Here is a 24,251-nt window from a genome sequence, read left to right as displayed (position 1 = left end):
GCGGGTATTCTCTTTTTCTATCGGTATATTCCCTCGAAGCGCTTAAGTAAATTCCAGGTATTTTTCTCGAATTTCAACCACTTTCGCGGCGGTTACGATTCCGGGTCGGGATAGGCTTTGACGGCCGGGTCTTCCGGGTAGACCAATTCGCTCGCCACGGCGATCACCCGCGCCGGATTGCCCGCGACCACCTTGCCCGCCGGCACATCATGGGTCACCACCGCGCCGGCTCCGACCACGGCGCCTTCGCCGACGATGATGCCGGGCAGAACGGTGCAGTTGGCGCCCAGGCGTGCCCCTTTTTTAATCGTCGGGCCTTTCAACATTTCCTTCGACCTGACCGAGACGGGATAGCGATCATTAGTGAACACCACGTTCGGGCCGATCCAGCAGCCGTCCTCCAATACCGAATATTCCGGAATGAAGGCTTGCGAGTGGATCCGCACGCCGTCGCCGATCCGGACGTGGTGCTCGATCACCGTGCCGGTGCCGACGGAGACGGAATCGCCGATCTCGTTGGCTTCGCGGATCATGACGTGATGCCCGGTTTGAAATCCCGTCCCGATTTTATTGCCCGCGTAGATCACCGTCTGCGACCGGATGCACGCCCCAGGCCCGATGACGGTCGGCAGTTCGCCGTCCCCGGTGTCGCGCGGCGGGACGCCGATCTCCACGAATTCGCCCAATTGAGCATCCGCGCCCAGTTCCACCCGCGGATGAATTTTGATCGTCTCCGACATGGCCCGGCTCCTTGAACGAATGGAAATTGAAATCGCCTTCAGCTTGGCATGCCGGCCGAAAGGCGACAAGCGGCCCTGTATGGTTTTTTATGTATGGTTTTTTATCGCCGGACTGGGCAAAATGTGGTTATGGCTTCAAATCGTGTTCAGATCGCCGGGCTTACCGAACCGGTAACCCTGCGCCGGCTGATATTCGCGGACGATTGTCTGCCGGAATGGCTCCTGCCCGACAACGGTTTTTCGTTTCCCTCGCCGGCCGGGAAAATCGAACCGGCGGCCGGGCAGCGGGTTCTCGCCACCTGGGAAGACGGCACGCCGGCGGTCGCAGTGGGGGCCGGCGAGATTCGGTATGCGTTCGATCCCGGACAGGTGCGCCGCTCGCTCTTGCGGGAAAAATACTTCACCTGGCATCGCCCGCTGACCAGCCGGCTGCCTTTCAATTACCAGTTGGCGCCCGGGCGTTTTCGGCTGATGGTCCACCAACAACTGGTGCGCCGGCGGCTCGCCGAGGACCGGTCGATTTTTCCGCATTGGCCGATCGAACCGGCCGCCGATGCCTTGCAATGGCTGATGGTCGCGGCGGCGCAGGCGGCGCGCGGCGAGGCCATCTGCCCGGCCAGGCCGCAGTGGCCGGAGGGCAAGCGGGCGGCGGTGTTGTTTACGCACGATCTGGACAAGCCGAAAGCCTTCCGGCACGTGGCGGAATACGCGGCGGCGGAAGAAAACCGCGGGATTCGTTCGTGCTGGTTCGCGGTCGGCCGCGACCTGCCGCGTTTCACCCCGCAATTGGAAGACCTTCACCGGCGCGGCCACGAAATCGGCCTGCACGGCGACGTGCACGACAACCGCCTGCCGTTTCTCGCGCTCGCGGAAATCGAGCGGCGCCTCGCCCCGTTCGCCGTACCGCTGCGGCAACTGGAAATCCGGGGATTTCGCGCTCCGTCGCTGTTTACCTCGCCGCGCCTCGACAAAGTGTTGTCCGGGATTTTCACCTGGTCCAGCAGCACCATCGACACCGACCTGGGGTCGATGATCGCCACGCGCCGCGGCGCCACGACCGTTTTTCCGTTCGAAAAAGACGACTTGCTGGAAATCCCGGTGACGATTCCGCTCGACGACCGCCTGTTGACCTTGGGTTATCGAAAGCGCACCTGGCCGGATTTGTGGCGCCGGAAACTGGACTGGCTGACGCGGATCGGCGGGATCGCGGTTTTCGTGAATCACCTCGAAAATCATTTGTCGGGCCGCGCGGAATTGCTGACCTTGCACGAACGATTGCTCGACCTCTGCCGCGAACGCGGCGATTTGTGGATCACCACGCCGTCCGAATTGGCGGCGGCCTGGCGAAAATTGACAAGCGCCGATGAAAAAGAATAGCGTTTCACCGAACAACCGGAAACGAGACGACATGCCGATCGCCATCCTCGGTTTGGACCTCAACGATTACAACACGTCCGCCGCCCTGGCCGTGGACGGACGAATCGTCGCCGCGGCGCAGGAAGAGCGATTCAGCCGCGAAAAACGAACCCGCCGTTTTCCGGCGCAGGCAATGGCCTATTGCCTGCGGCGGGCCGACCTGACCCTCGGCGAATTGACGGCCGTCGCGATCTCCGCCAATCCGGCCATTTATCTCGAAAACCTGTCGCCGGTGCAAAGCGAGCGCGCCCGCTTTCGCGGCGAGTTGCTGTACGCGCCGGTGAATTATCTGCTCGGCGGGACGCCCGGCGCCGATGCCCGAAGCGCCTTCCTGCACATCGACGAGGCGCGGCTCGGCGGATTGAATATTCATTACCTCACCCATCACGATTGCCACGCCGCCACGGCGTTCTTGCTCAGCCCGTTCGATTCAGGTGCGATCTTGTCAATCGACGGTTTCGGCGAAAAGGAAACCACGGTTTTCTACCGGGGCGAAGGCGCGACCCTGCGCCGGTTGCAAAGCGTCGAATTTCCGCACAGCGTCGGTTGCTTCTATTCGGCGCTGACGGCTTTTCTCGGCCTGCAACCCGACCGCCACGAATGGAAACTGATGGCCGCCGCCGCGCACGGCGACCCGCAACGGTATCTCGGCCCAATGCGCTCGCTACTGCATTATCAGGGCAACGGCCGATTCGAGATCGATCTGCCCTATTTCAATTATTACCAATTCCACCGGCCCGGCCTGTTCACGCCCAAGCTGGTCGAATTGCTCGGGCCGCCCTACACGCCGGAAATGGAACCCGACGCGCGATTCTTCGACCTTGCCGCCGCGACGCAACAGGCGACCGAGGAACTGGTTTTCGCCTTGCTGCGCGACCTGGCCGCGATGGCGCCCGACCGCCGGCTGTGCCTGACGGGCGGCGTGGCGATGAACTGCGTGCTGAACGGAAAAATCACGGCGGAAACGCCTTTCGAGGAAGTGTTCGTGCCGCCCATGCCCGACGACAGCGGCACCAGCGTGGGAGCGGCGCTGCTGGCCGGCGCCCTGCACTACGGGTTGCCGCGCCGCGAACCACTACGCCACAACTACCTCGGCCCGGCCTTTACCGACGAGGAAATCCGCCGGGAACTGGAACGGGACCGCCTGCCGTTCTCGCAACCGGCCGATGTGGCCGAGGCCGCGGCGGCGCGGTTGGCCGCCGGACAATTGGTGGGCTGGTTCCAGGGTGGTTTGGAATTCGGGGACCGCGCGCTGGGCAATCGCAGCATTCTGGCCGACCCGCGCGACGCCGCGGCGCCTGCCCGCATCAATGCGCTGGTCAAGGATCGCCGCCCCTATCAGCCATTTGCGCCGTCGATTCTCGCCGAACGGGCGGCGGCTTGGTTCGAAAACGCGACGCCCTCGCCGTTCATGGAAAAGACGTTCCGCGTCCGGCCCGCGCAGGCCGCGCGCATTCCGGCGGTGCTGGGCCCGGACGGTCACGCCCGCCTGCAAACCGTCACGCCGGAACAGAACGGCGCCTTCCATCGGCTCATCGGCGCCTTCGAAAAATCGACCGGCGTGCCGCTCGTCCTCAACACCAGCTTCAATCTGCGCGGCGAGCCGATCGTTTGCACCGTGCGCGACGCGATCCGTACTTTCTTCGCCAGCGGGTTGGACGCGCTGTTCGTCGGCCCGTACTGCGTGGAAAAGTCGCCTCGTTGAAACGGGCGCGACGCTAACGCGGATTCTCGACGTCGACGCGGAGGATTTCCTCGACCGTTTTCTCGTCCATCGCCAGCAAGCCTTGATTGACGGCCTCGTAACCGTCCGGCGTCACCCGAAAAACACCCACGCCGTCGGTGCCGAAATAAACCGCCCCGCGAAAGGCGGCCAGCGCGGTGATCGCCCGCGGGAATTTTACGTTCCGCCACGATTCGACCGCCTCGTCCGCCGCGATCAGCAGACCGTCATCCTCGAAGGCAATCGCCAGCGACGACGCGTCGGCGAAGAGGACGTTGGGGAACTCGGCTTCCAGCGGCAGAGGAAAAAAATCGCGCCCGTCGCGGGTGCGATAGACGCCGTCGCCTTCCGCCGCGATGTAGACGGCATCGTGGAATGCCGCCAGGCCGGCGATGATTTTTCCGCCCGGATAGGTCGCGATTTTTTCGCAAGCGAGGAAATCGTCCGAACAGCGGCTCAACCCGCTTCCCAACTCGGCGATCAGCCACTCGGTACCGTCGCCGAGCCGCGCGACGGCGGTCACCTGCTTGCCGCGATAGCGGATCGCCGGCGCCGCTCCGCCTGCCGCCCATTCGTAAATCCCGTCGCCGGCGGCCACCAGCAATCGCCCGTCCCGCGGGTAGATCGCGCGGATGATCGCCGCCTCGCCTTCACCGAAATCGGTCAGCAGCCGCCACCCATGGCCTTCCGATGCCCACAATTCGCCTTGGAAAGTGCCCAGATAGATTTCGTCGCCGCGACCGGCGATCGTCATGATGTCGCGGTAGCCGGTCAGGCCTTCGTTGAACGGCTGCCAGACGTCCGACGCCGACAACCGATAAACGCCGGTGTGCCAATTGCCCGCGTAAAGCGTCCGGCCGTTCGAATAAAGGCAGGTGATGCGACCGGGAAACGGGTCCCCGGCGGTATTGTCGTCGGGAAGCGGCGGCGGCAGGCGCCGGTTTTGCGCCGGGCCGGTCGGCAACGAAGTGACGGTCCGCGGCGGCTTATCGCGTCGCGCCGTGGGCAGACCCAGGCCGAGAATCACCGCCGCCGCGAGCAGCAGAAAAAGCACAAGCAGCGCGGGGATTCGTCGGTTCATCCGCAGCAGGCGCCGTCCTCATCGTCATCGTCGTCGGACGCCGGTGGGCCGACATCGTTGTCGTCGTCGCCGTCCTGATCATCGTCGGATCCGCCGTCGTCGGCCGGGCTGAAAACCACGCGGACGGTTTCGACCGCGTTGTGACCGACCGGCAATGTAAAGGTCGCATAATCGTCGGCGACCGCCACCAGATCGTCTCCCTGCGGCCGTTCGAGGATGTCCGCCTGATAAACCGATTCCGGCTCCCAGATCGATTCGCCCATGCTGACCTTCGCGTCTTGTCCGTCGATTTCCACCAGGCGCAAAATCAGTTCGCCGTCCGCGCTTTCGCGGTAGGGACGTTTCAGGGTCGTCGGCAAAACCACCCCGGATTCGCTGACGAAATTCACCAGATTTCCCGTCGCGGGCAGCTCGCCCCCGTGATTTTCCGCCGGGAAAGCGATCAAACGATTGGCGAATTCCTCGCCGTGCAAATACATTTCCGCCGGCCGCGTATCGCCCGCGTGCGGGATCAATCGGTAATGGGCGGCGAAGTCACCCTGATCGGTCACCGGGCCGCCCCGGTTGGGCAGCAGGTAAAGCGGGCTGGTGCCGCTTTTCAACAGCGAGAGCCGCAGGATGTTCGCGCGGCCGTCGCTCAATCCTTCCCCGGGGCCGTCGTTCTGCACGTCGTAGCCGTATTTTTCACGCGCGATGAGCGACAGGCCGACCTCCGGCGCCGCGTTGTTCGCGTGCGTTTCGGTCAGGTCGATCCATTTCTGGCCGGCGAACTCCCAATCGGCCCGATGACCGTCCAGCACCCGCACCAGATTGCCGTAAGGAATGTTGGTGCGGATCTCCTTCTTGTCGTTCACCAGTGTCGTCGGAAAGGCCACCTTCAGGAACCGATGCTTCGGATTGCCCCAGCCGAACACCTGGGTTTCAAAGTCCAGGTAGTCGCCTTCGGCGTAAAGCACGATTCGCTGCACGTAGCTTTCCACTTCGCCCTGGCGCCGGATTTCGATCACTTGACGGACCGGCCCGTTTTCGACCAGCGCGACGGACTGGGCATCTTCGACCGTCGTCGGTTCGTCCTGGTATTTGTCGAAGCCGATGTCCCAGCAATCGAATGTCCCGGCGTTGTCCCGGTAAAGTTGCAGCAGATTGCCGCGCCCGCCGGCGGGAATGAATTCGCGCGCCAGATCCTTGGAATAAAAGCCGGTGAGGTAACCCTGCTCGTCCAGCGTCACCCGCAGATGGTCGTTTTCCAGGTGACGATCGTCGGCGGCGAACGGCGCGGATGTATCATCCTCCCCCGCGGCGACCTGATAGGTTCGCCAGCCCCAGCCGGGAATATCCGTCGCCAGGAAAACCAGCGCGTCGCCGGCTGCGTTGGCCTGGCTCGGCACCGGGGCGCCGGTTTCGTCCAGCACGATCAAGCCGGCCGGCGCCAGCGACAATTCCACGGGTTGGGTGACGGCGAACGCGTTCGGATTGAAAACGACGAAGACCTCGCCCTGATCGGCCGCGGTGGTGTCGATCCTCGCGGTCAGCGCCGCCAGCGAATCGTTCAGCACCCGCGTGCCGCTTTCGCGGACCTGCTCCAAATTGGGTTCCACCTCGTCTTGGTAGACGCGATCGAGCGCGGTACCCGACATCGTGTCGTGAAACTGGTCGCGCATCAGCCGTTTCCAGGCGACATCCAAATCGTCGAACGGATAATCCTCGCCGAACAGGTAGGCGAACGAGGCGAAGATTTCCGCGTCCTGCAGCAGGTATTCCAGTTCGCGCATGCTCTTTTTGTGATTCGCCCGCGTGGTATAGGTGCCGCGATGCTTTTCGAAATACAACTCGTCCTGCACGTCGAGGTTCACCTGGGACAAGTCGATGTCGTCGAAAAAGTCGGCGACCTTGCCAAAGTGCATGTGGTAACCGGCGTCCCGCAACGCGAGCATGCGAGTCATAAAGAAACGCACGATGCCGCCCCCGTGGTCGCCCGTGCCCAACGGATAAAAGACCGACGTCTGATTGGGCTCGTTGGCGCGCTTGGTATTCAGAACGGTGCGGACCGTACTCATCATGGCGTTGTTGTTGTAGGCGTTGTAGGCGAGGTGCGTCAGCACGCGGGAGCCGTCGGGGCCCTTCCAATAAAACAGGTTGCGCTGCGGTTTGTGCGTATCGTTCCAATTGAGCTTGTAAAAGAAGAACCGATCAATGCCGCTCTTGTGCATGAATTGCGGCAGGTTGGCGTTGAAACCGAAACTGTCGGGCAGCCAGCCGATGGTGGCCATCCGGCCGAACTTGTCCTGAAAATACCATTGCCCGGTTAAAAACTGGCGGCAGAAACTCTCGCCCGAGGGCTGCAAAGCGTCGGATTCGACCCACATGCCGCCGACGATCTCCCAGCGCCCTTCCTTCACGCGCTTTTGTATCTGTTGGAAAATTTCGGGATAGGACTCTTCCATCCACCGGTAGGCCAACGCGGACGATTGGGCATAATAAACCGGATTTTCGCCGGATTCCGTGTCGTCGTATTCATCCATCATCCGCAGCACCGTCGCGAAGGTGTACTTGCAGGTGAATTCCCCCTCCGTGTACGGCCATTTCCAGGCTAGGTCGATGTGGCTGGCGCCGGTGACGAAAAATTCCTCGCTCGGGATTTCATCGGCGGCGCGCGACAACAGCGGGGCAAAAACGACAGCTAATAAAACGAGCACGCACGAGAGGGTTTTCACTTCGCACTCCTTTTCTCTGGCCATCGAAAATGGGTAGCACAACGGCCTTTGAATGGCAATTCAAGAGATCTTTCCGGCAGCGCCGCAAATTTGTCTTTTCTTCCGGCGGCGGACATGTTATTTACCGAATCAAAAGGCGCTTTGATTACAGTGAATTATTCAGGCAAGTATTCTCGCTGAAAAAAATGATATCCGGACTGTGACAAGGAATTATTGATTCAATGATGCGGTTTTTCGCCGAGCAACTGGATTACCTCCTCTTCATTTGGAGCATTTCCGTTCTGTTGCTGGCCTCGGTGTCGTTTGTCTTCATGCGGCGTTCGAATCAGCTTCCGTGGTTGCATTTTTCCCTGTTCAGCCTGCTGTTGGCAGCGACGAAGATCATCGACCTCTTGATGCTGGGCATCGGCCGCCAACCTTATCTGGCTTGGCTTCAAGCGGCTTGCCTGACCGCATCCTTTCTCTTTTTGTTTGAATTCGGCCGCGTCGGTAGCCGCCGAACCCGTGGCTTGAACCTTCCTCTCTGGATCATCTGGCCCTTTTTACTCGCCGCCGGTCTTGGTTTGCTGCAGGGACTGCCGTGGTTTTCCGTGACGTTGATCTACCTGCTGGGATTGCCGGCATCCCTGTTGGCTTCCTATGCGTTCTGGACCGTTCCGGCGATCCGCCTCAACCGGATTTTATTCCGGATTTTCGCCGTCGGTTCCCTGCTCTCGACCCTGGTGCGCATCGGTTCGCTGCCGGGCGACAACCGATTTCCGGTTTCGTGGATCAACGGCGAAAACCTGGAATGGCTGCTGCATTTCCCGCCCTATTTGCTGTCGATCGTTCTGGCCCTGCTGGCGTCCATTCTGCTCTGGGTGATCTACTTCCACGACGATCAACAGACGCCGGCCGAGGAGAAAAGTCGCCACCTCACTCCCTACGTCGTCGGCCTGATGTTTTTCCTGGTCCTGACGCTGGTCGGCGGTTGGTTCCTCACCGAATACTCCGCCCGGCATGAAATGCTGCGGATCAAACAAACGTTGCTCGGCCGGGTTCGCACGGCCGTCGCCTTGCTGCCGGTCGAGACGATTCAACGCCTGTCCGGCACGCACGAAGACCTGGAAACCAAGGAATACCGTTCGCTGAAGGCCCGGCTGCACAAAATCGACCTGGCGAACCTGGACGTCCGTTTCGTGTACTTGATGATCTGGCGGAACAATCAAGCGGTTTTTCTGGTCGACGCGGAACCGGAAGAATCGCCCGATTTCTCGCCGCCCGGCCAGGTTTACACGGAAGCACCGCCGGAAGTCGAAAAGGTCTTCGCCAGCGCGTTCGGCCAGCTATCCAAGCCCTATACCGACCGCTGGGGAAGCTGGGTCTCCGCGTTCGTTCCGGTGCTCCGGGCGCCGACCGAGGAAGTCGTCGCGGTATTGGGCATGGATCAGGACGCCGGAGCCTTGCAGAAATCGCTCGCGATGATCCGCCTGAGCGTGATCGGGCTGATCTTCTTCTTCGCGCTGCTGGTGATCACGGCGCTGACCGCCGTACAACAAATCCTGGAACGCGCCAACCGGCTGGCCGCCTCCGAAGAACGTTTTCGGGGCATCGTGCAGCTTTCGCCTTACGGGATCGTCATTCTCGATTTGAACGGCCGCGTCGTCGAATGCAACAACGCTTATTCCGAAATGCACGATCTGCCGCCGCCGGCCCAAATCGCCGGTAAAAACGTGTTGGATCTGTTCGCGGACAACCAGCGGCGATTGCGGGAACTCATCGCCGACACCCTGCGCACCGGCCGGGTTTTCAGCTTCGAATACGGCCATACCCGCCGGGACGGCCGGCAAATCGAGGCGGAATTGGCGGCCGTCATCCTACGCGACACGACCGGCAAACCGCGTTATTTCCTGGCCGTCACCCACGACATCACCGAACGGAAGCAAATGGAATTGGCCACGTTGCGCGCCAAGGAAGCGGCCGAGGAAACCAATCGGGCGAAAAGCCAGTTCCTCGCCAGCATCAGCCACGAGCTGCGCACGCCGCTCAATTCCATCATCGGCTTTTCAGAAATCATGCACGAGCAACTGTTCGGGAAGCTGAACGAAAAGCAAAGCCGCTACACAAAGGGGATCTTCACCAGCGGCCAGCATTTGTTGCGGTTGATCGACGATCTGCTCGACCTGTCGAAGGTCGAAGCGGGGAAAATGACCGTGCACGAATCGCCGATCGAATTGGCGGGATTTCTGGACAGCAGCCTGTTCGCAGTCCAGGAGCAAGCCGCCAAGCGCCGGCTGAAGTTGGCATACCAACTGGCCGCCGAATGCGCGGCGATTCGCTTCCGATCCGACGAACTCAAGCTCCGGCAGATCCTATTCAACCTGCTGTCCAACGCCATCAAATACACTCCCGAGGACGGCAGCATCGGCGTCTTCGTCACGCGGGAAGGCAAAAACCTGCTGTTTCGCATCTCCGATACCGGCGCCGGCATTGCCCCGGCCGACCAGGAACGCATTTTCGAAAAATTCGTGCAGATCGACTCGCCGCATATCCGGACGCGCGACGGCACGGGCCTTGGCCTGGCGCTGACGAAAAATCTCGTCGAACTGCTGGGCGGGCGCATCTGGGTGCGAAGCGAGGGATTGAACAAAGGTAGTTCGTTCTATTTCACCCTGCCCCTGAAATCCGCTAAAATCGACGATTCGCAAGGCGAAGGTTGGCAAAGTGAATTGAACGATCTGCCCATGATGCAGATCCCCGACACGCGCATCGGCGACGCCGGCCCCCTGGTGCTGGTGGTGGAAGACGATGTCCAGGTGGGTGAATTGCTGACCTCCTATCTGGTCGACGGCGGCTTCCGCGTGGCTCGCGCCTTCAACTGCGAGCAGGCGATTCAATTGGCGCGCGAACTGCAACCGCAGATCATCACGTTGGACGTCATGCTGCCGAAAAAAGACGGCTTGCAACTCCTGGCCGAGCTCAAGGCGCTGCCCGACGTGAAACACATCCCGGTCGTGATCATCTCGCTCGCCGAAAAGCAGCCCCTCGCCTTTTCGCTCGGCGTCAAGGAATGGTTGACCAAGCCGGTGGACAAGACCTTGTTGCTGCAAACCCTGCAACGGCTGGTCCAGGACGAAAAGCGGACGCGGACGATCTTGATCGTGGAACCGGACGAACGGTTGACGGCCGATTTCGTCGCAGCCATGCAAAAAGGCGGTTACCGCGCTTTCGCCGTTGCCGACGGACCGGCGGGGATAAAAATCGCGCTGGCGCAGCGGCCGGATTTCATCCTGCTCAATGAATCCGCGGCCCCGCAGGCCGCCGAATTCCTCGCCCAGCTTTCCCAACACCCCGGAGTGAAAGCCATCCCGGTCTTCCGATACCGGCGCGACGGCGCGACTTAACTCATTATCCGCAAATATTGGACATTGCAGTTTTCCCGTGCTATGGTTTTTGCGGTGGGCTCTCCATCATCGATCCATCAGCCAAATCGCCTTTCTTTCTAACCGGAACAACGGGAGTGTCTGTCATGGTGGGAATCGTCGCGTCCGGCGGTTATGTGCCGCGCTTGCGTCTGAATCGCGCCAGTGCCGTCCAGCAATTCGGTTGGTTTGCACCGGCCATCATGATGGCCGCGCAAGGCGAACGCTCGTTCGGCAACTGGGACGAGGACAGTCTGACCATGGCGGTTGCGGCCGCGCGCGACTGCCTGATCGGCCGCTCGCCGGCCGAGGTGGATGCGCTGTACCTGGGTTCCACGACGTTGCCCTTCGCCGACCGGTCCAACGCCGGCATCGTCAAGGAAGCGCTGGCGCTGCGCGATGATATCCTGGCCGCCGATTTCACCTCGTGCCAGAAAGCCGGCACCACCGCCCTGATCACCGCCCTGGAAACCGTGGCGCAAAAAAGCCGCCGCGCCGTCTTGGTGGCCGCCGCCGATCAGCGCCTGACCAAGACCGCCAACTTCAACGAACTGTGGTTCGGCGACGGCGCCGCGGCCTTTCTGGTCGGCGACGGCGACGTCATGGCCGAATACGGCGGCTCATTTTCCGTGACGCACGATTTCGTCGACCATTACCGGGCCGCCGACAAGACCTTCGACTATTACTGGGAAGAACGCTGGCTACGTGAAGAAGGTTACGGGCGGATCGTTCCAGAGGCGGTCAACGGTTTGCTGAAAAAACTGGGGCTGACCGCCGCGGACATCGACCGGCTCATCTTTCCGTGCCTTTTCAAGGCCGAACACCGCCAGATCGCGGGGCGCCTGGGCGTGCCGCCGGAAAAAGCGGCCGACACCCTTTTCGCGGTCTGCGGCGAAACCGGCGCGGCCCACCCGCTGCTGATGCTCGCCGGCGCGCTCGAAAACGCCAAACCGGGCGAACGGCTGGTCGTGGCGGGCTTCGGCCAGGGTTGCGACGCCCTACTGTTCCGCGTGACGGATCGGCCGGCGTTTCCGGCGGGACGAAAGGGGCTGCAAGGCTCGCTGGCCAATCGCCGGGAAACCGACAATCACGCCAAGTACCTGGTGTTCCGCGACCTGGTGCAAACCGAAATGGGCATCCGCGCCGAAGCGCCGACCCAGACGGCGATGACCGCGCTCTGGCGGAAGCGACGCATGCTGCACGCCTTGATCGGCGGCCGGTGCACACAATGCGGCACGGTGCAATTCCCGAAAATGGATCTGTGCGTCAATCCGCAATGTCTGGCGCAACATTCACAGGAGGAATATCGCTTCGCCGACAAGCCGGCCCGTATTAAATCCTTTACCGGCGACCTGCTGGCGGTCTCCGTCGATCCGCCGGCCATCTACGGCATGATCGAATTCGAAGGCGGCGGCCGGATGATGGCCGATTTCACCGACTGCGAGCTTGCCGATCTGTCCGTCGGCCAACCGGTAACGATGGCCTTCCGCCGCCGCTTGAAAGACCGGCAACGCGGCTTTTACGGCTACTTCTGGAAGGCTGTGCCGCTACCGCCGGACCGATCCGCGCCGGCGGCGCCGGCGTCGGAATTGTCGGTGGCCGAGGTGTTCGCCCTGATGCAGGCCGGTTTCCGGGCCGACAAGGCAACCGGTTTGGACGTGGTTTTCCAATACCGGATCAGCGGCGCGGCGGGCGGCAAGTGGCACATCGTCGTCCGCGAGGGCGCCTGCACGATCCACGAAGGCGAGCATCCCTCGCCGACGACCGTGCTTTCCATGGCGGATCGGGATTTCGTGGCGATCGCCATCGGCAAGCTCAACGCGATGGAGGCGTTCAGCGGCGGCAAATTGAAAATCGACGGCGACCTGATGAAATCGCAACTCATCGGCAAATTGTTCCGGCTGGAAGTGAAGTAGCAAGGAGGAACCATGGCGACGGGAATCCGGGATCAAGTGGCGATCATCGGCATGGGTTGCACGCGCTTCGGCGAGCGCTGGGAATCAGGGGCCGAGGAACTGATGGTGGAGGCCTTCAACGAAGGCGTGGCGGACGCCGGCATCGACCGGCGGGAAATCCAGGCCGCCTGGCTGAGCACCTGCATGGAAGAGACGAGCATCGGCAAAAGCGCGTCCGCCCTGGCGGTGGCCTTGCGCCTGCCGCGCATCGCGGTGACCCGCGTCGAAAACTATTGCGCCAGCGGCACCGAAGCGTTTCGCGGCGCGGTCTACGCGGTCGCTTCCGGCGCCTACGACATCTGCCTGGCGCTGGGCGTGGAAAAGCTGAAGGACACCGGCTACGGCGGCTTGCCCAACCAGGGCGCAAATTCCGGGTCGCTCAACTGGCAGTGGATGCCCAACCTGACCGCGCCGGGGGCCTTCGCGCTGCTCGCCTCGGCCTACACCGCCAAACATCGGATTCCGGACGCGGAACTGAAGCGCGCCATGGCGATGGTTTCGGTGAAAAGCCACGAAAACGCCGCGCTCAATCCCAAGGCGCACCTGCGAAAAAAAATCACCGTCGACCAGGCATTAAGCGCGCCGATCATCGCCCACCCGCTCGGCCTGTTCGACTGCTGCGGGGTCAGTGACGGCGCCGCCTGCGCCCTGGTGACCACCGTCGCCAAGGCCAGGGAAATGGGCTGCAAAAATCCGGTGGTGGTCAAAGCCCTGCAACTGGCGCTGAGCAACGGCGAGGAAATGTCGTTCAGCGGCTGGGACGGCGATCACTTTCTCACCACCGACAAGGCCAGCACCCTCGCGTATCAGGAAGCCGGCATCCAGCGCCCGCGCGAGGAAATCAGCCTGCTGGAAGTCCACGATTGCTTTTCGATCACGGAGCTGGTGACTTACGAGGATCTGCACATCTCCGAACGCGGCCAAGCCGTGCGGGACATCCAGGACGGGTTCTATACCCTGCGCGGCAACGGCGTCCCCTGCCAGCCGGACGGCGGCCTGAAATGTTTCGGCCACCCGATCGGCGCGTCGGGCCTGCGGATGATCTACGAGGTCTACAAGCAACTGCTGGGAAAGGCCGGCGAGCGCCAGCTCGAAAATCCGCGGTTCGGCCTGACCCACAATCTCGGCGGCCTGCCGTTCCTCAACGTCTGCAGCATCGCGATCCTCGGCCGTGACGAGCCGAAGCGACACGCGGTGCTCGATTATCGCCCAACGCGGGAAGAGCAAGCCCCGCTCGAATCGGCCTGACGCCGCCGCGCCCGGCCGCGCTCATTCGTACATTTCGTCAATCAACGCTTGGTGGCGGGCCGTGATGTTGCGCCGCTTGAGCTTGAGCGTCGGCGACAGGTCGTCCATTTCCACCGTGAAATCGGCGGGCGGAATCCGAAATTTCTTGATCGTTTCGTAGCGCGGCAGATCGGCGTTGACCCGGTCGATTTCCGCCTGAATCAATTGCCGGACATCCGCGCGCGCCGCCAGCGCCGCGTGATCGAGCCCGCCGGTGCCGAGCTGCTTGTTGACCGCCTCCGCGTCGAGGGTCACCAGCGCCGTGACGTAATTGCGCCGGTCGCCGATGGTCATGACGTTGGAGACGAAGGGCGACAGTTTCAGCTTGTTTTCGATGTTCTGCGGCGAGATGTTCTTGCCGGCCGAAGTGATGATCAACTCCTTCTTGCGGTCGGTGATGTAGACGAAACCGTCGCCGGCGATCCGGCCGACGTCGCCGGTGTGGTACCAGCCCTCGGCGTCGAAAGTCTCGGCGCTTTGGGCGGGCATTTTCCAGTAACCGGTGCAAACGCCGGCGCCGCGCACCAGCAGTTCGCCGTCCTCGGCCACTTTCACCTCCACGCCTGGCAGCGGCAGGCCGACCGAACCGAAAACGAAGTTGTCGAGCCGGTTCACCGTCGCCGGCGCGGCGGTCTCCGTGGCGCCCCAGCCCTCCAATACGATGATGCCGACGGCGGAAAAGAATTCGGCGATGTTGGCGTCGAGCGGCGCGCCGCCCGAAACGAAATATTTCATCCGCCCGCCGAGCACAGCGCGCAATTTGCGAAACACCAGCCGGTCGGCCAGTCGGTGCCGCAGCGCCAGGCCGAACGGCAACGGTTGATTCTTCTGCCGGTAGCGGATCGCCTCGCGGCCGACGCCGACCGCCCAGCGAAAGATTTTGCGCCGGCGCTCGGGCATTTCGCGTAAGGTTTCATTAATTCGCGAATAAATTTTTTCGAACACTCGCGGCACCGCGATGGCGATGTCCGGCCGCACCTCGCGGAAATTGTCGCCGAGCTTGTCCAGGCTTTCGGCGTAGGCGATCGTCCGCCCGGTGGTCAGCGGCAGGAAATGCCCGCCGACCCTCTCCAGGCTGTGCGACAGCGGCAAAAAGCTCAGGGTCAGCTTGAAATCGGTGGTGTCCGGCGTGGTGTCCAGAACGGCGTCGATCACGAACAAAATATTTTTGTGGGTCAGCATGACGCCCTTGGGCGGACCCGTGGTGCCGCTGGTGTAGATGATCGTCGCCAGGTCCTCGGGCCGCAGGCGCGCCTCGATCCGCCCGAGCGCCTCCCGATCCCGCGCGAGCAAGGCGCGGCCCTTTTCGCGCAGCGTTGCGAGAGACAGCGCAAAATCGCCCGCCGGAACCGGGCCGTTCATCACCACGGCTTTTTCCACCCGCGGATTGGCCTGCCGCGCCTGCACCGCCTTTTCCAGTTGATTGGCGTCTTCGACGAAGATCAGCCGCGACTCGGAATTTTCGAGAATGTAAGCCACCTCGCGCTGGATGGACGTGGGATAGATCGCCACCGTCACGCCGCCGGCGAACAGAATCCCGAGGTCGCAATGCCCCCATTCGACGCTGTTGTTGGAGAGCAAGGCGATCCGGTCGCCGACCTGCATTCCGAGGTCGACCAATCCGGCGGCGATTTCCTCGGCTCGCGCCAGCAATTCGCCGTAGGTGATGTCCTGCCAGGTTCCGGTCTGCTTGTGGCGTTGGGCGATGCTGCCCGGGATTTCCTGGCATTTGGCGGCGATCACGGATACCAGGGTACGGTCCGGCATGGTTGTCCTCCGGCGATTGGGATTCGACCCGCTTGCCAAACCATGACCCGGACTGGCGATGAATTTTCTACGCTGGCGGCGGTCACGCGGCCCTCGGTTGAGGGTGTGGATTCACTATCCCCGATTCGACGCGGATCGGTCAAGCGAGTCTTTCGTTGACGCGTGCAGATTCTTCAGACGTCTCGTATTTACCATCGCCCTGAGAAGGCCCTTGGCCGTCTCGAAGGGTGCGAACCTCAAACTGGCACGGCCGTTGAGAGGTTGGTCGCGCCGACCTTTAGATAGATGATGTTTTCGCCGATCAGCGGATAGGTCAGGGCCTGGATCATCGCGTTGAGATGTTTTTTCGCGGTGGCCCAGCTTTCGCCGGCGCCGGAATCGTCGGCCTGGTCGGGATCGACGTACCAATTGGGCATGATCACTCTCCAAACGCCTTCACCGCCACCCTCACCTCATCCAACCACGCCGCTCCACCCGGAAGGCGAATAGAAAGATACATCTTTAAAAAAAAACAGGGGGAAAATGTGAATCATTTTTAATACTTACGAGTGGACTCCCATTGGCGATCATAGTTAAATCGGAAGTCACGGATAAATAAGCGAAAATTATTCGTTTCGGCAAATCCGGCGGATGGTTTGGCGGAAAGGTGAAATCGCGGCTGCTAAGCCGCTCTTACACCAGTCAGGTCGCTGGCGCGCAATTGTTATATTTACGCAAATCCACCGGCCCCAAGCTAAGCCGCTCCTACACCTGTCAAGTCGCCGGCGCTCCCGGTGTGGGTTCCGGCTTGCGAACGGAAAGACGGCGAGGATTTTTATCGCGGCTGCTAAGCCGCTCTTACATTAGTTAAGTCGCTGGCGCTCCCAGTTTGGGTTCCGGCTGGCGCACGGAAAGACGGTGTAAGGCTTATATCGCGGCTGCTAAGCCGCTCCTACAGTGGTCATGCGATGGGCGTTCCCGGCGTGTATTCCGGCTGGCGCCCGGATAGACGGCGTAGGTTTTTTATCGCGGCTGCTAAGCCGCTCTTACATTCGGCGGGTGGATCGCCGCCGGCGACTTTTGGCAATTCGAAGGATGCGATTCGCGGCACATTTTGCTACAGTCAGCCGGGCATCGTTATCCCAAGCGTTGGAGAGCACCGATCCGATGGCGACCGAAGAACCGATCCCGCGACTCTCGCTCATCGTTCCCGTGCGCAACGAGGAGCAGAACCTGCCGGAACTGCTGGCCCGGTTGGCGGAGCTGCGCGCTTCGTTCGGCGAGCCGTTCGAGGTTGTAGCGGTCGACGACGGCAGCCGGGACGGCAGCCTCGCCGTTTTGCAGGAAGCGGCGCGGCGCCTGCCTTTCCTGCGGATCGAATCGCTGTCACCCAGCGGCGGCATGGGCGCGGCGCTGCTGCACGGTTCCCAGCGGGCCGGCGGCCGGTACCTCGTCTGGTGTATGGCCGACCTGTCCGACCGCCTGGCCGACGTGGCCGCGCTGGTGCGCCGGTTGGATGAGGGCTGCGACCTGGTGCTGGCCTCGCGGGCGATCCCCGGTGGCGGCTACGGCAACCTCGGGCGGTTCAAGTCGTTCGGTTCCCGTTGTTTCTCGCGGCTGGCGCGCCGCGTCTACCGCGTGCCCGCGCACGACCTGACCAACGCCTTCCGTAGCATGACGCGCGAATTGCTGTTTTCGCTCGACCTGGAAAGCCGCGACTTCGCGATTTCGCCGGAACTGGTCATCCGCGCGCACCGCGCCGGGGCGCGGCTCGCCGAGGTGCCGACAGTTTATTCGTTCCGCCGGGCGGGTCAGAGCGACTTTCGCCTGTTTCGCATGGGCTGGAAATATCTGCGGCTGTTGTGGCGTCTGCGCGGCGCTACACGTTGAACCGCACGTGCATGATCTCCCCGTCGTTGAGGAGATAGCCCTTCCCCTCCAATTGCAGTTTGCCGGCGTCGCGGCAGGCCTTGAGCGTGCCCAACTGCATGTGGGTTTCGTAGGGCACGATTTCGGCGCGGATGAACCCGCGTTCGAGGTCCGAGTGGATGCGGCCGGCGGCCTTCTGCGCGTTGGTGCCGGCCGGCACCGACCAGGCGCGCACCTCGTCCTCGCCCACGGTAAAGAAGCTGATCAGATTCAGTTGCCGGTAGGCTTCGCGGGCGATGGTGTGCGCCGCCGGTTCGCCCAGGCCCATTTCGGCGGCGAAGGCCTGCTGATCCTCCGCCGGCAGCGTGGCCACCTCGGCGGCGATTTTCAGGCACACGGGCACGACATGGCGGCCGTGCAGTTTTTCGGCCGGCAGCGCGGGCGCCTCGGTCCGGCCTTCCTCGACGTTGACGACCAGCAGTTGCGGCGTCAGGGTGATGAGGTTCAGGCCGGCCAGCGAGTTCAATTCGTTTTCGTCCCACTGGCTCGCCCAGAGGGGCGTTTCGCTTTCGAGCCGTTCCTTGGCGCGGTGCACGGCCGCCTTGCGCGCCGCGTCCATGGGCTGCACGTGCTCGCGCTCGATGAGCCGCTCGCAGGTCACCAGGTCGGCGAAGATCATCTCGCCGTCGAGCTTTTCCAGGTCGCGGCGGGCGTCGGGCGGGTCGGTCGCCAGTGGCGTGGCGCAGTCGCGCAGCACGTGCAGAAAGAGGTTGGAGCCCTTGATCTGGTCGAGGTAGCGGTCGATCTCGCTTTTGCGCTTGCTTTCGGCGCCGGACGGCCAGGCCGCCTCGCGGGCCCGGATTTCGGCGTAAGTGGTTTTTTTCGGCTTGTAGAAAGCCGACAGCTTATCGACTCGCTTGTCGGGCACCTTGATCGTCACCGCCGGCGCGCCGTGCGCCGCCTGGCCCGACAACGCCGCCAGCAGCGTCGATTTCCCGCAACCGCCCAGACCGATCACCGTCAAATCCATGAAGATTCCCCTGTGAGGTGGCAAGGGAAACATACCCCGTGGACCGTCACTGTCAAGTTGAAACGGCGCGGCTGGACGCCGTCGCGGCAAATCGTGGTTATATTGGGATTCGCCTGCCCGGTTGAACCGTCGCCAATCCGAGGCGACCAGGCGTCGGTAGAGGATTTAAATGGAGAAAATCATGGCGGAAACGGTTCGTTGTCCCGGTTGCGGCGCGCCCAATCGCGCACCGTTGGATTCGCTACGCGACGGCAAGGCGCATTGCGGCAATTGCAAGGCGGCGCTGGCCATGCCGGCCAAACCAGTCGAAACCACCGACAAGCTTTTCGAATCCGAGGTCCTGAAGGGCGAGTTGCCCGTGCTGGTCGATTTCTGGGCTTCCTGGTGCGCGCCGTGCCGGATGATGGCGCCGGTGCTCGAGCAGTTCGCAGCCAAGCACGCCGGCCGTGTCAAGGTGGTCAAATTGGATACCGAGGCGTATCCGCAAACCGCCGCGCCGTACAACGTCCAGTCGATTCCCCTGCTGCTGTTGTTCAAGAACGGGCAGGTGGTCAAGCAGGTCGTCGGCGCCATGCTGCTGGCGCGCCTGGAAGCCGAGTTGGCGGGAATGATTTGACGGCCGGTTGATCATGTTCGCACGACGGTTCGGTCACGATTATTCCTTTACCCACTCGCCTTTATTCTCATAGAAAACCCATTTCCAAGCGTCGCCGTTTTCATTCTTTATATGATAGCCAAATCGGCAATCATTATTCGGCAGGCAAAAATCGAGACTCGCGCCCGATGTCTCAACCGTACCACCGCCTAAAAGGATTGTGCCGGGAACTTGAATGTTCTGTTCTTCCGAGACGATTCGAATCGGCATTCCCCATCCGCCCGCGCAACGCGCGCCATCGGGGGTATTGCCAGGCATAGTCCAAGTGCCGTCTTGCGTGCATTGTAAGGTATAGACGTTGTCGAATTCATCGCGATAATCGCCCAGGTAGAATTCCATCATCGTCAGAAATAATTCCTTGGCGTCGGATTGGGCAGCCACTTTGTCTGGAATGCAATCCTCGTAATTTTGGGCTTGCGGCGCCACGATTTCTTGCCTTGCTTCGATTGTTTGAAATGTTTCGACAATCTGACTGCAATCATCGGATTGACCATTGTCTTCTTCGCCCGAACAACTGACCAGCAACAATGTTATCATGGCGAGAAACTGGATTCCGAACAAATATGATCTCATCATTTCTGTCCTCCCTTTTTCGATTCACTCCGTGGCGGGAATGACCAATTCCTTTAATTTACCGCCAGGAGATGAGTAAAGGGTAATGTACATTAAATTGATTTCGCCCACCTTTTGCGGATTGTGATCTTCATAAAAGGCATAGAACGATTTGTGTATTGAATAATCTGCCATTTCATTGGACAAAAGTTCTTTTACTTTTACCCCAAGGATTTGTTCATTAATTTTGGTTCGATATACGAGTGGGCTCTGTCTTTGAACGGGTCTCCAATATAATTGAATTTTTATCAGTTGCCCCGAAGTATCAAACATGGCTTTTGCATAGGAATGGCGTAGCGAAATGTCGCCAATTTTCCTGGTGCAATATGCATAATAATTTACAACTTCAGGTTGGCCGATGGCATTACCCAATTTATCCTCTGTCCGTGCTAAAAGTCTTTTTACACTAATAGTTTCAATCTCATCTTGTGGAATGCCAAAGGACAACAAAATGGCCCTGGCTTTGCTATTGATTGAGTCTATATCAATTGTTTCTTTATTATAAGGCGTTGGTATCATCACCGGCCTTTTAATGAAATAATTAAAATATCCCGTCTGTTTTTGCATCTCGATCTGATAAAAATCGGTCGAGATGACATACCAACCACGATGATCATATTCCATTTTTTTGTTTGAAATATCCAAGCCAAGAATTGATGCATCCTCTATTAACAGTTCATTGGCGTTTGCTATCTCGACCCATTGATAAACAGGGATTGCTTCTTGAGCCCGACACTCGTTGTGGATAACAATTGCGCAAAATGTCAGAAGGACGATCATCAGAGATATATTGTTTAGTTTACGCATTTTTATTCTCCTCGGTTTCAACCTATTACATCGGTCCGCCCTGTGATGGATCACACCCTTCAAAATACCATCGTTTAAACAAGGATGGTTCGGTGTAAATTGGATCATCTCGGACGCGGTACGTCTCATTTTGGAAAATTTGATTTGCCTGCGTTTCCGAATCCGCCCCAATATATACAACCGGGCATTGATCGAATTCGAATTCTTCATGATGCATTTCAAAAAGCCATTCGTAAGCGACATTGTTGCCTTGTCCGTGATTGGCGAGATGTTCAAAATCGCTTAGCAATGCCGGCATCGACCAGCTTACACCATGAAATCCATGAATCTGGTGAATTCCTGCGAATGTGTTGTTCCAAGTATTAGCTAGCCTGCCCTGGTCGACAGTCATGCCATGACAAGTCACCAAATGCAATATTTTCAATTTATGTTGATTGTTGTCGCCAATTTTCATTTGGTATCTTGGGTAGACATAGCAATCTCCATTCGGATTTTGTTTTCCAAGTTTTATTCGATTTTGATCAAGATTATTAACTGTCACCGTACCGCCGTGTCCGCTAATAATTACAAAATGATAAGTTTCCATTTTCAAATGGTCTCTTCCCCAGTCGACTAAATTATAATCTGTCATCCATAAATGATTGATGTTGGGATAGACAAAGTTGGTAGTGAACAAATTGGCTTCCATTTCATCGGCCCATGCTTTTATCAGATAATAATCATAATCCAAATCGTCTCCCGGACAATCGCCAGTGTAATCCATGTTCGCCACACCAGCGGCATCACCACGGGTAAGCCCTTGAGAATGCACATTTGGCGAGCATAAAACCAATAAAAGCGCGCCAATACAACATATTGAAAACCACTTCATGCTTAGTCTCCTCTGTTCGGTTGATGAGATTTTATCTTTATTATTGAAAATGTGTAATCAACTTCAGATAAAAGACGGCCCTTCGAATATCCGGCTTTTATCACTGTATGAGTATGTGACCGATTATCCGTCGCGGCAGTTCGATTCACAGCATTTGATGCTTGATGATGGATAACAAAGAATCTGTTCTTTTGGCTTGAAGTGGCTAGAGGCCAGTCAGTGAAATATTTGATAAATTCAATCATTTCATGCCCATGATGGCATTTGTGCCATAAATCCATAATTATATATAATGAATAACAAATATAATCCGACTAGTCAAGAATTATTATTGAGTGTTAATAAAAACGGCAGACCCTTCGGTATCCAGTCGATTCCCTTGCTGCTGCTGTTCAAGAACGGCCAGGTGGTCAAGCAGGTCGTCGGCGCCATGCCGCTGGCGCGCCTCGAAGCCGAGTTGGCGGGATCGTTCTGATCGCGGGTCGATCGCGACCGATCAACCCGCTTTCAAAGTCATCGTTACCGCGAATCCGGCCGGTTGCAGGTTTTGCGCGCCGACCGTGCCGCCGCAGGCCTGGACGCAGGTTTTGACGATGGCCAGCCCCAGGCCGACTCCACCCGTGTCGCGGCCGCGCGACGCTTCCGGCCGGAAAAACGGCTCGAAAAGTCGGCCGAGGCTGTCGGGCGGCACGCCCTTGCCCGAATCGCGCACCGTCCATTCCACTTCGCCATTCCGTTGCCGCGCCTCGATGAAGATCGGCCCCGCCTCGCCGGCATAGCGGACCGCGTTGCGCAGCACGTTGGCCAGGGCGCGCGCCAGCAGTTCGGGATCGCCCTGGACGCGGATTTCCTCGTCGACGGCCACGCGGATGTCGCACCCCTCGCCGCCCTCGCGCGGCACGATCCGCCGGACGATCGGCGCCAGTTCGACGCTTTCGAGCCGCACCTTCGCGGGGTTCATTTCGGCGCGCGAGAACGACAATAGCTCGTTGACCAGATTCGAAAGCTGCTGCACTTCTTCCAGTACCTCGCGGACGCGCTCACGGTGCGGTTCGTCGACGCGCTGCTCCAGGATGCTCAGGCCGAGGTTGATCCGCGCGATCGGCGAGGCCAGTTCGTGGGCGACGTCGCCGAGAAATCGCTTCTGCCCTTTCACGAAGCCGGCCAGGCGGGCCGCCATGTCGTTAATGGCCTGGCCGAGGCGACCGATCTCGTCGCGCCGCCGCGCGGGAAGGTTGACCTCGAATTGGCCGCGGGCGATCGCCGCCGTCGCGTCGGTCATCTGGGTCAGCGGCCGGGTCAGATTGCGCACGAAGGGCGCCCAGAGCAAAAACGAAATCAGCACGATCGCCAGGGCGATGACGATCCAGGGCGTGGGGTTGAAAAACAACCCGTGGCCGGTCATCGAATCCGAAACCGCCAGGAGGAAAGCCGGTTGCGGCAGGTTCTCGCGGTCCAGTACCACCGGATACAACTGGCCCACCCAATAACGCGTCGGGTTTGTCGTCCGCAGGGAAAAACGCGAGTGCCGCTGCATGAACCGGCCCTGCGGCGAGTCCGGCAACGGTTCCGGCATTCCACCCGGATGGCCCCGCCGCGCCATACCCATTCCCATGCCCATGCCCCGTCCCATACCGCGCGGGCACGTCATGATCTTTTCCCTGACCGCCGGCGGAATCGCCTGCCGGTCGCCGCCGAGGTAATCGCCTTCGGGCGTGAGCAAGGTGAAGGTCACGCCGTAGGTGCCGGCGAATTCGGTAAAAATTTTATCCCAGTTCTCGCGGTCGGCGGCGCTCAGTTCGCGGGTCAGCAGGCGGCCGATCGCCAGTACCGGATCTTCGGGCGGGCCGCCGAACGGGGACTCGGGGCCGAGGTGAAATTGCAGGTTGAAAAAGCCGAAGACGAGCGCGCCGAGAACGAAGAGGTTGACGAAGGACCACAAAATGATCTTGGCCAGCAGCGAGCGGTGCGCTTTCATCGGCCCTCCGTTTCGTCCCGGAACAGGTAGCCGGCGGCGCGAACGGTTTTAATGTAGGTCGGGCTTTTCGGGTCGTCGCCGAGCTTGCGCCGTAGGTAGGAGATGTGCACGTCGATCGAACGGTCGAAGACCTCGTATTCGCGCCCGGCGACGGCGTCGAGCAGTTGATCGCGCGACAGCACCCGGCCGGCAGCCCGCGCCAGGGTGAGCAGCAGGTCGTATTCGATCGGCGTCAATTCCAAGGGCGAGCCGCGTAGCCAGACGGCATGCGACGAAGGCTCGATCCGCAATTCGCCGAACACCAGCGGCCGCTCGGCCGGCGCGGCGGCGGGCGCGGCGGGCGCGACGGGCGTGGCGCGGCGGATG

The 24,251-nt window shown here is 60.3% G+C and carries 18 protein-coding genes and 1 pseudogene; 8 read left to right on the top strand and 11 right to left on the bottom strand.

All coding sequences use genetic code 11. From position 1 onward, the window contains the following. Positions 1 to 92: 92 nt before the first annotated feature. Positions 93 to 740, bottom strand: a complete 648-nt coding sequence (locus GX444_07175) for a transferase (GenBank protein NLH48369.1) — start codon at positions 738 to 740, stop codon at positions 93 to 95. A gap of 129 nt (positions 741 to 869) precedes the next feature. On the opposite strand from GX444_07175, the gene GX444_07170 reads away from it, so the two are divergent. Further along, the gene (locus GX444_07170; GenBank protein NLH48368.1) at positions 870 to 2,117 is read left to right on the top strand and encodes a hypothetical protein; all 1,248 of its coding nucleotides are present in this window, start codon (positions 870 to 872) and stop codon (positions 2,115 to 2,117) included. A 31-nt stretch (positions 2,118 to 2,148) separates the two neighbouring features. Further along, a complete protein-coding gene (locus GX444_07165; GenBank protein NLH48367.1) occupies positions 2,149 to 3,861 on the top strand; it encodes a carbamoyltransferase in 1,713 nt (570 codons plus the stop codon). Between the two features lie 13 nt (positions 3,862 to 3,874). On the opposite strand, the gene GX444_07160 is transcribed toward GX444_07165, so the two are convergent. Together GX444_07160 and GX444_07155 are read right to left on the bottom strand one after the other, a co-directional pair. Beyond that, on the bottom strand, positions 3,875 to 4,960 hold the full coding sequence (locus GX444_07160; protein ID NLH48366.1) for a hypothetical protein: 1,086 nt from the start codon (positions 4,958 to 4,960) through the stop codon (positions 3,875 to 3,877). Then, complete coding sequence (locus tag GX444_07155) at positions 4,957 to 7,674, bottom strand: alpha-mannosidase (protein ID NLH48365.1); 2,718 nt, start codon at positions 7,672 to 7,674, stop codon at positions 4,957 to 4,959. The genes GX444_07160 and GX444_07155 overlap by 4 nt, the downstream gene beginning before the upstream one ends. A gap of 221 nt (positions 7,675 to 7,895) precedes the next feature. On the opposite strand from GX444_07155, the gene GX444_07150 reads away from it, so the two are divergent. From GX444_07150 to GX444_07140, 3 genes are all read left to right on the top strand, one after another. Continuing rightward, on the top strand, positions 7,896 to 11,057 hold the full coding sequence (locus tag GX444_07150; protein NLH48364.1) for a response regulator: 3,162 nt from the start codon (positions 7,896 to 7,898) through the stop codon (positions 11,055 to 11,057). A gap of 125 nt (positions 11,058 to 11,182) precedes the next feature. Then, positions 11,183 to 12,991 (top strand): 3-hydroxy-3-methylglutaryl CoA synthase, encoded by a 1,809-nt coding sequence (locus GX444_07145; protein NLH48363.1) that lies wholly within the window; start codon positions 11,183 to 11,185, stop codon positions 12,989 to 12,991. 12 nt (positions 12,992 to 13,003) lie between these two features. Beyond that, entirely contained in the window at positions 13,004 to 14,278 is a 1,275-nt protein-coding gene (locus GX444_07140) for an acetyl-CoA acetyltransferase (protein ID NLH48362.1), read from the top strand. Between the two features lie 21 nt (positions 14,279 to 14,299). Here GX444_07140 and GX444_07135 read toward each other — a convergent pair whose 3' ends face one another. Beyond that, positions 14,300 to 16,084 carry a long-chain fatty acid--CoA ligase gene (locus GX444_07135; protein NLH48361.1) on the bottom strand — a complete coding sequence of 595 codons (1,785 nt, stop codon included), beginning with the start codon at positions 16,082 to 16,084 and terminating at the stop codon, positions 14,300 to 14,302. Between the two features lie 236 nt (positions 16,085 to 16,320). After that, positions 16,321 to 16,500: a hypothetical protein gene (locus tag GX444_07130; protein ID NLH48360.1), complete on the bottom strand. Its 180-nt coding sequence runs from the start codon at positions 16,498 to 16,500 to the stop codon at positions 16,321 to 16,323. Between the two features lie 730 nt (positions 16,501 to 17,230). On the opposite strand from GX444_07130, the gene GX444_07125 reads away from it, so the two are divergent. Beyond that, on the top strand, positions 17,231 to 17,953 hold the full coding sequence (locus GX444_07125; protein NLH48359.1) for a glycosyltransferase: 723 nt from the start codon (positions 17,231 to 17,233) through the stop codon (positions 17,951 to 17,953). On the opposite strand, the gene ychF is transcribed toward GX444_07125, so the two are convergent. Continuing rightward, entirely contained in the window at positions 17,943 to 18,962 is a 1,020-nt protein-coding gene (gene ychF, locus GX444_07120) for a redox-regulated ATPase YchF (protein NLH48358.1), read from the bottom strand. The two genes, GX444_07125 and ychF, sit on opposite strands and share 11 nt — an antisense overlap. A gap of 181 nt (positions 18,963 to 19,143) precedes the next feature. Here ychF and trxC point away from each other — a divergent pair, with 181 nt between their 5' ends. Next, a complete protein-coding gene (gene trxC / locus GX444_07115) occupies positions 19,144 to 19,578 on the top strand; it encodes a thioredoxin TrxC (GenBank protein ID NLH48357.1) in 435 nt (144 codons plus the stop codon). Between the two features lie 39 nt (positions 19,579 to 19,617). On the opposite strand, the gene GX444_07110 is transcribed toward trxC, so the two are convergent. From GX444_07110 to GX444_07100, 3 genes are read right to left on the bottom strand one after another with little or no spacing between them, the layout of a single operon-like run. Then, positions 19,618 to 20,193 carry a hypothetical protein gene (locus GX444_07110; protein NLH48356.1) on the bottom strand — a complete coding sequence of 192 codons (576 nt, stop codon included), beginning with the start codon at positions 20,191 to 20,193 and terminating at the stop codon, positions 19,618 to 19,620. A 21-nt stretch (positions 20,194 to 20,214) separates the two neighbouring features. Next, on the bottom strand, positions 20,215 to 21,036 hold the full coding sequence (locus GX444_07105) for a hypothetical protein (GenBank protein NLH48355.1): 822 nt from the start codon (positions 21,034 to 21,036) through the stop codon (positions 20,215 to 20,217). Between the two features lie 25 nt (positions 21,037 to 21,061). After that, a complete protein-coding gene (locus GX444_07100; protein ID NLH48354.1) occupies positions 21,062 to 21,907 on the bottom strand; it encodes a hypothetical protein in 846 nt (281 codons plus the stop codon). Positions 21,908 to 22,238: 331 nt separating this feature from the next. Between GX444_07100 and GX444_07095 the strand changes: the two are divergent. Then, positions 22,239 to 22,382: pseudogene (locus tag GX444_07095) on the top strand (hypothetical protein). A gap of 21 nt (positions 22,383 to 22,403) precedes the next feature. Here GX444_07095 and GX444_07090 read toward each other — a convergent pair. Both GX444_07090 and GX444_07085 read right to left on the bottom strand, forming a co-directional pair. Then, the gene (locus GX444_07090; GenBank protein ID NLH48353.1) at positions 22,404 to 23,885 is read right to left on the bottom strand and encodes a HAMP domain-containing histidine kinase; all 1,482 of its coding nucleotides are present in this window, start codon (positions 23,883 to 23,885) and stop codon (positions 22,404 to 22,406) included. Next, a partial coding sequence (locus tag GX444_07085; GenBank protein ID NLH48352.1) for a winged helix-turn-helix transcriptional regulator occupies positions 23,882 to 24,251 on the bottom strand: 370 nt, incomplete at its 5' end. The genes GX444_07085 and GX444_07090, both read right to left, overlap by 4 nt.

It is taken from the genome of Myxococcales bacterium (genome assembly GCA_012517325.1).
Taxonomy (GTDB): domain Bacteria; phylum Lernaellota; class Lernaellaia; order Lernaellales; family Lernaellaceae; genus JAAYVF01.
This window is presented reverse-complemented; position numbering and strand designations above follow the sequence as displayed.